The sequence below is a fragment of the Pseudomonas sp. 05N434 genome (assembly GCF_056396965.1).
The window spans coordinates 1-6,946 of sequence record NZ_JBFTMK010000252.1 but is presented as its reverse complement, the minus strand read 5'-3'; the positions used below and the strand labels follow the sequence as shown (position 1 = coordinate 6,946).

The 6,946-nt window shown below is 61.1% G+C and carries 8 protein-coding genes; 4 read left to right on the top strand and 4 right to left on the bottom strand.

All coding sequences use genetic code 11. The annotated features are described in order from the left end of the window. Nucleotides 1–565, top strand: a 565-nt coding sequence (ypfJ, locus tag AC1DLB_RS16880) for a KPN_02809 family neutral zinc metallopeptidase (RefSeq protein WP_477785311.1), incomplete at its 5' end; no start/stop codon positions are given. Beyond that, nucleotides 565–1,527, top strand: a complete 963-nt coding sequence (locus AC1DLB_RS16875) for an alpha/beta fold hydrolase (RefSeq protein ID WP_086945923.1) — start codon at nt 565–567, stop codon at nt 1,525–1,527. The genes ypfJ and AC1DLB_RS16875, both read left to right, overlap by 1 nt. 32 nt (nt 1,528–1,559) lie before the next feature. Here AC1DLB_RS16875 and AC1DLB_RS16870 read toward each other — a convergent pair whose 3' ends face one another. From AC1DLB_RS16870 to AC1DLB_RS16860, 3 genes are all read right to left on the bottom strand, one after another. Beyond that, a complete protein-coding gene (locus AC1DLB_RS16870) occupies nt 1,560–2,153 on the bottom strand; it encodes an HAD family hydrolase (protein WP_028938856.1) in 594 nt (197 codons plus the stop codon). Beyond that, nucleotides 2,150–3,019 carry an acyl-CoA thioesterase II gene (tesB, locus tag AC1DLB_RS16865; protein ID WP_477785310.1) on the bottom strand — a complete coding sequence of 290 codons (870 nt, stop codon included), beginning with the start codon at nt 3,017–3,019 and terminating at the stop codon, nt 2,150–2,152. Before tesB ends, AC1DLB_RS16870 begins: the two co-directional genes overlap by 4 nt. A gap of 109 nt (nt 3,020–3,128) precedes the next feature. Beyond that, complete coding sequence (locus AC1DLB_RS16860; protein WP_019581317.1) at nt 3,129–3,698, bottom strand: GNAT family N-acetyltransferase; 570 nt, start codon at nt 3,696–3,698, stop codon at nt 3,129–3,131. 90 nt (nt 3,699–3,788) lie between these two features. On the opposite strand from AC1DLB_RS16860, the gene AC1DLB_RS16855 reads away from it, so the two are divergent. Next, a complete protein-coding gene (locus tag AC1DLB_RS16855) occupies nt 3,789–4,709 on the top strand; it encodes a histone deacetylase family protein (RefSeq protein ID WP_018925789.1) in 921 nt (306 codons plus the stop codon). Nucleotides 4,710–4,894: 185 nt separating this feature from the next. After that, entirely contained in the window at nt 4,895–6,136 is a 1,242-nt protein-coding gene (locus tag AC1DLB_RS16850) for a TIGR03862 family flavoprotein (RefSeq protein WP_177343116.1), read from the top strand. Between the two features lie 36 nt (nt 6,137–6,172). Here AC1DLB_RS16850 and AC1DLB_RS16845 read toward each other — a convergent pair. Further along, nucleotides 6,173–6,946: helicase-related protein (locus AC1DLB_RS16845; protein ID WP_477785309.1), on the bottom strand; the 774-nt coding region annotated here is incomplete at its 5' end.

Here is a 6,946-nt window from a genome sequence, read left to right as displayed (position 1 = left end):
GCAATATAAAGACCCGACCCTGGTGCTGTTCAGCAATCAGGTGAACTCGGCGTGCGGATTGGCGACATCGGCGACTGGTCCGTTCTATTGCCCGGCAGACCAGAAGGTCTACCTGGACATGGGTTTCTTCCAGGAAATGTCCCAGCGTTTTTCCGCCGCAGGTGATTTCGCCCAGGCCTACGTGATCGCTCACGAAGTCGGACACCACGTGCAGACCTTGCTCGGCGTTTCGGCGAAGATTCAGACCGCCCGGCAGCAGGGCCRGCAAATGGAGGGCGACGGTGGTTTGCTGGTGCGTCAGGAACTGCAGGCCGATTGCCTGGCCGGGGTYTGGGCCAACATTGCGCAGAAGCGCCTGAACTGGCTGGAACCCGGTGACATCGAAGAAGCCTTGAACGCCGCCAACGCCATCGGCGATGACCGCTTGCAGCAGCAAGGTCAGGGCCGCGTGGTACCGGACTCGTTCACTCATGGTACGTCAGCGCAAAGGGTGCGCTGGTTCAAAGCCGGATTTGCACAAGGCCAGGTTGGCCAGTGCGATACCTTTGCCGCGAAGAATCTGTAATGCACAAGTGGTTGTTAGCTCTGTTGATCACCTGCACAAGCGCTCAGGCTGCCGAGCAGGGGGTCAAGGAGATCAGTTCCGGGCGCCTGCTGTTGAGCGCCGGCGAAATCGCGGTGGGCATCGGCCCGACACCGGCGAAGAATATCGAACGAGTGCTGATCATCATTCATGGTCGTTTGCGCAACGCTGAAACCTACCGCCAGAGCGCCGAGCACGCGGCCCAGCAAGCCGGGCAAAGCGATAACACCCTGGTGCTCGCCCCACAGTTTCTCAATGAAACCGACATCGCGAGCCACCCGGTGCCTGACAGCGTTTTACGCTGGCACGGCAATGACTGGATGGCCGGCGGGTTATCCACCGCGCCGTTTACGCTGAGCTCCTACGCGGCGCTCGACGAAATCATCGCTCGCCTGGGTGATCGGCGACAGTTTCCGGACGTGAAGCAAATTGTCATTGCCGGTCACTCGGGCGGCGCTCAGGTAGTTCAGCGTTACGCCATGTTGAGCCACCCTCAGCCAGCCCTCGACACAGCGGGGGTGAAGGTGCGTTATGTGATCGCCAATCCTTCATCGTATGCCTATTTCAATGAGCAACGGCCAGTGGCGTTCAGTCACGCGGGGTGTCCGAACTTCAATCGCTGGAAGTATGGGCTGGCGGACTTGCCCGCCTATGCCAATGGGCAAACGCCTGCGCAGATGGAAGAAAACTACGTCAAACGCGACATCGTTTATTTGCTCGGGCAGCAGGACATCGACCCGAATCACCCGGCGCTGGATAAAAGTTGCGAAGCCAAAGCCCAGGGCGCTTCTCGTTTGATTCGCGGGCGCAATTATTTCAATTATCTGAAACGGCGCCATCCTCAAGGGTTGAGTCAGCAGCTGATCGAAGTGCCCGGCGTCGGGCACAATGGGGACGGGATGTTTACCTCGCCCGAGGGGCAGAAGGCGTTGTTCGGGCAGTGAGTTTTGGGGCGTCTGATCGGACGCCCAATCTCTCAAGCCGAAAGCAGCTGCCGCAATTCCACGCAATCGCGCGCATGCCAATCAGTCAATTCCGGCCACGGATTATCCGGCAGGTTCACCAACACCGTCCGCGTCCCCGCCGCCCGGCCGCAATCCAGGTCGAAGCGGTAATCACCGACCATCACCATTTCACTCGCCGGCACCTTCCAGGCCTCGGCCAGTTTCAGTAAACCACCGGGATGCGGTTTGGGCGGCGCTTCATCGCGGCCCAATACATCCTCCACCGCAAAGCAATCGGCCAGGCCAATCGCCTCCAGCGTGACATGGGCCAGCTCACGGGCATTGCGCGTGAGAATGCCCAGGCGATAACCACGCCCGGCCAACTCACGCACCAGTTCCACCGCGCCCGGAGCCGGTTTCGAACCCAGTGCCAGATCCCGCTCGTGTTCCAGCAGCCACGCATGTTTGGCCGCCGCTTCTTCGGCCGGCAGCCCAGCGAGGTGAGTGAGGATGTCGTGTTCTGCAGGAATCGCCAATGCCACGCGAATCGCCGCGAAGTCATGCACGGCCACGGTCAGGGTGCCGTCCATGTCGAACACCCAGTGCCGCACCTCGGCCAGGCTCATGCCCAATCCTTGCGATGACGAATCAGGCCTTCCYGAGTGACCGAGGCCACCAGTTGCCCGGCACGGTTGAACACGCTGCCACGGGAGAATCCACGCGAGTTACCGGCCCACGGGCTGTCCATGGCGTACAGCAACCAGTCATCGGCGCGCAGGTCGGCGTGGAACCACAACGCATGATCAAGGCTGGCGACCTGCATGTCTTTCTGCCAGACCGATTTGCCGTGGGGCAGCATCGAGGTGGTCAACAAGCCGAAGTCCGACGCATAGGCCAGCAGGTATTTGTGCAGCGCTGGAGTGTCAGCCAACGCACCATCGGCGCGGAACCAGACGTATTTGACCGGATCGGCAGGCTGCGGGTTGTAGGGGTCTTTTTCGGTCACCGGCCGGAATTCGATCGGTTTCGGGCACAGCAGTTTTTCGCGCATGTGCTCCGGGATCAGGTGTGCGCGCTGCTGAGTGAGTTCCAGCTCCGACGGCAGGTTCTCCGGGCCGACCACTTGCGGCATTTGGCTCTGATGCTGGAAGCCCTCTTCGTCGTACTGGAACGAGGCGCTGCAGGTGAAAATCGGGTTGCCCTTCTGGATCGCCGTCACCCGGCGCGTGCTGAAACTGCCGCCATCGCGCACCCGATCGACCTGATACACCACCGGCAACTTCGCATCGCCCGGACGCAGGAAGTAACCGTGCATCGAGTGCACATGGCGTGTCTCTTCGACTGTCTGACTGGCCGCCGACAGGGACTGGCCGAGCACCTGGCCGCCGAACAACTGACGGAAACCCAGGTCCTGGCTGCGGCCACGGAACAGGTTTTCTTCAATCGGTTCCAGGGTCAGCAGGTCTACCAGATCTTCCAACACTTGGCTCATTCAGACTCTCCTCACACAGAGCAATAATGCCGCGCAGTCTTGGCTGCGGCGGTCGATTCAGTTTATGGCCCGGTTCAACATGAGGGCCATTGTAAACGTCCGTGCCTGCTTATCCATGCAAGGTTTGCAGCCATTGCTCACGGGTGATGCGGTACAACACGTGCGGGCGCAGCGGATGATCCTCTGCAAGCCGCGGGTGCTCGAAGTCATCGGCGGGGGCATGGTGCATGCCGATCGCCTGCATGACTTTTTGCGAAGGCAGGTTGGTTTCGGTGGTGAACGCCACGACCTCTTGCAGCGCCAAGCGATCAAACCCGCAACGCAGAGCGGTCCAAGCCGCCTCGCTGGCATAACCCAGGCCCCAGTGCTCGCGCGCCAGGCGCCAGCCGATTTCGATGGCTGGCGTGAACGGTGCGTCAAAGCCGACCACACTCAGCCCGGTAAACCCGATGAACGCTCCGGTGTCCTTGCGCTCCAGTGCCCAGAGGCCGAAGCCATACTCGGCAAAATGCCCGCGAACCCGCCCTATCAGCGAGGCACTTTCCAGCCGACTCAAGGGCGCCGGAAAATAACGCATCACCTGTGGATCGGCGCACATCGCCGCAAACGCCGGCAAATCCTCATCGCGCCACTGCCGTAATGACAGTCGTGCGCTTTCGAGTTCCAGTATCGGCTCCATCGTGCCCCTCCCCTCGGTTTCCATGCCGCAAGTCTACATCGCTGGTAGGATCGTTCACTCATTCCTACATGCTTCCCCGATAAATCAGCCATGCCCCTGCCCCTGATCTACCACGAAGACTACAGTCCCGAGTTCCCGGCGGATCACCGCTTCCCCATGGACAAGTTTCGCCTGCTGCGCGATCACCTGGTGGACAGTGGCCTGACCCGCGACGCCGATCTGCTGCGCCCGGACCTGTGCCCGGCGGATATTCTCGCCCTCGCTCATGACCCTGCGTACATCGAACGCTACATGGGTGGCGAGTTGTCCCGCGAAGACCAGCGGCGCCTCGGCCTGCCCTGGAGCGAAGCACTGGCCCGGCGCACCGTGCGGGCGGTCGGCGGTTCGCTGCTGGCGGCCGAACAGGCGCTGGAACATGGCTTGGCTTGTCACCTGGCCGGCGGCACGCACCACGCGCATTACGATCACCCTGCCGGGTTCTGCATCTTCAATGACCTGGCGGTGATCAGCCATTACCTGCTGGAAAGTGGCCGGGTGAATCGGGTGTTGATCTTCGATTGCGATGTGCATCAGGGCGACGGGACTGCACGAATCCTGCACAACACCCCGGAAGCGGTGACCGTTTCCCTACACTGCGAAAAGAATTTTCCTGCACGCAAAGCCGAAAGCGACTGGGACATCCCGTTGCCGATGGGCATGGGCGACGCCGATTACCTGAAGGTGGTGGACGATGCGCTCAACTATTTGCTGCCGCTCTATCAACCGGATCTGGTGCTGTACGACGCCGGTGTCGATGTGCACAAGGACGACGCCCTGGGTTATCTGAAGCTGACCGACGAAGGCGTCGCCGCTCGTGATGAAAGCGTGATGCGCCATTGCCTGGGCCGGGATATTCCGGTGGTCGGCGTGATCGGCGGCGGCTACAGCAAGGACCGCAAGGCCCTGGCGCGCCGTCATGGCATCCTCCATCACAGCGCCCAACGGGTGTGGCAGTCATCAGGTTGTCATTGATGTGTGAGTCTTTACCCACAATGCCTGTGGAACCGCCTGTGGATAACCTGAGTGAAAGGGCCGGCAGCCCATGCGGGGTATAGGTTACAGAGCGGTGGTTGTTTTTTAACCAGCCCTCGAATCCTCCCACAGGGAGCAGGGCTGGTAGAATGCGCGGCTTATTCCGCCACGCCGCAGCTCTCGCCATGACCCAGCCCTCCACTTCCCTCCCCCCTCACGTCGCCATCATCGGCGGCGGCCCCGCCGGCTTGATGGCGGCTGAAGTGTTGAGCCAGGCCGGGATCAAGGTCGATCTGTACGACGGCATGCCTTCAGTGGGGCGAAAATTCCTGCTCGCCGGGGTCGGCGGCATGAACATCACCCACTCCGAGGCCTACCCGGCATTTCTCTCACGCTATGCCGAACGGGCGCCGCAGATCGCCCCGCTGTTACGCTCGTTCGGCGCCGAAGCCTTGTGCCAATGGATTCATGACCTGGGCATCGAAACTTTTGTCGGCAGCTCCGGCCGGGTGTTTCCCACCGACATGAAAGCCGCGCCCCTGTTGCGTGCCTGGCTCAAACGCCTGCGCGATGCCGGCGTAGTTATCCACACCCGCCATCGCTGGCTCGGTTGGGATAACAACGGTGATTTGCTAATCGACAGCCCCGAAGGCGAAAAAACCGTTCACGCGGATGCGAGCCTGCTGGCACTCGGCGGCGGCAGTTGGTCGCGTCTCGGCTCGGACGGTGCCTGGATGCTGCCGCTGGAACAGCGCGGTGTAGGGCTGGCGCCATTGCAACCGAGCAATTGCGGCTTCGAGGTGCAGGCCTGGAGCGAATTGATGGTCAGCAAATTCGCCGGCAGCCCGCTGAAAAACATCGCCATCGGCCTCAATGACGACGTGCCGCGACTCGGCGAGTGTGTGATCACTGCCACGGGAATTGAGGGCAGTTTGATCTACGCCCTGTCGGCAGCGATCCGCGAAGCGATCAATCAACATGGCTCGGCAACCGTTCACCTCGATCTGTTGCCGGGCAAGCCTGTGGATAAAATCCAGGCGGCGCTGAGCAAACCGCGCGGCTCACGCTCCATGGCCAAACACCTGCACAGTCAGCTTGGGCTAGATGGCGTGAAAGCAGCATTGTTGCGGGAATTGACACCGGCTGACTGTTTTGCCGATCCGGCCCTGCTGGCCAAAGCAATCAAGGCATTGCCGCTGACGCTGGTGAAAACCCGGCCATTGGACGAAGCCATCAGCAGTGCCGGTGGCGTGATGTTCGAGGCGATGGATGAACGTTTGATGCTCAAGCAACTACCCGGCGTGTTCTGCGCAGGGGAAATGCTCGATTGGGAAGCGCCGACCGGCGGCTATCTACTGACCGCGTGTTTCGCCAGTGGGCGAGCGGCGGGGTTGGGGATGGTGGAGTGGTTGAAGCACCGACACTGATCGTTCCCACACTGCGTGGGAACGATCTTCAGAGGATCAAGGCTTACGCTTACGCGGCCCGGTATTGAACACCGGCACTTTACGCACCGGCTTGATCGAAGGCTCCGGCGCCGACGCCTCACCGCTCTCGACCCATTTACCCAGGTTGCGCTTGCCGCCACCAGAGGTTTTGGGCTTCTTCGGTTTTTTCGGCTTCTTGATCACCTGACCGCTGGCATCGGTATCCGGCACGCGGTGTTCAGGTTCGAAGTCCGGCTCCATCTGGCGAGTCAACGTCTGACGGGTCAGCATCTCGATGGCTGACAGTTGATTCACTTCATCAGCGCAGACCAGCGAAATAGCCTGCCCGGTTGCGCCCGCACGGCCGGTACGACCGATGCGGTGGATGTAGTCTTCTGCCACGATCGGCAGGTCAAAGTTGACCACCAATGGCAAATCTTCGATATCCAGGCCACGGGCAGCCACGTCGGTGGCCACGAGGATCTGCACTTCRCTGGCCTTGAARCGRTCCAGYGCSCGCTGGCGRGTKGCYTGKGGTTTGTCGCCGTGRATRCCGTCGGCATTSACGCYCAGGCCCTGGAGTTTTTCCACCAACGCGTCTACGCCGTTACGGGTCTTGGCGAACACCAGCACCTGCTTCCACTTGCCCTTGCGCATCAAGTGAATGAACAGCTCCGGCTTGCGCTTTTTATCCACCGTCACCACCCATTGCTTGACGGTGTTGGCGGCCACGTTACGCGGGCTGACTTCGATGCTCAGCGGGTCGTTGAGCATTTGCCCGGCCAGCATGCGGATCGCATCGGAGAAGGT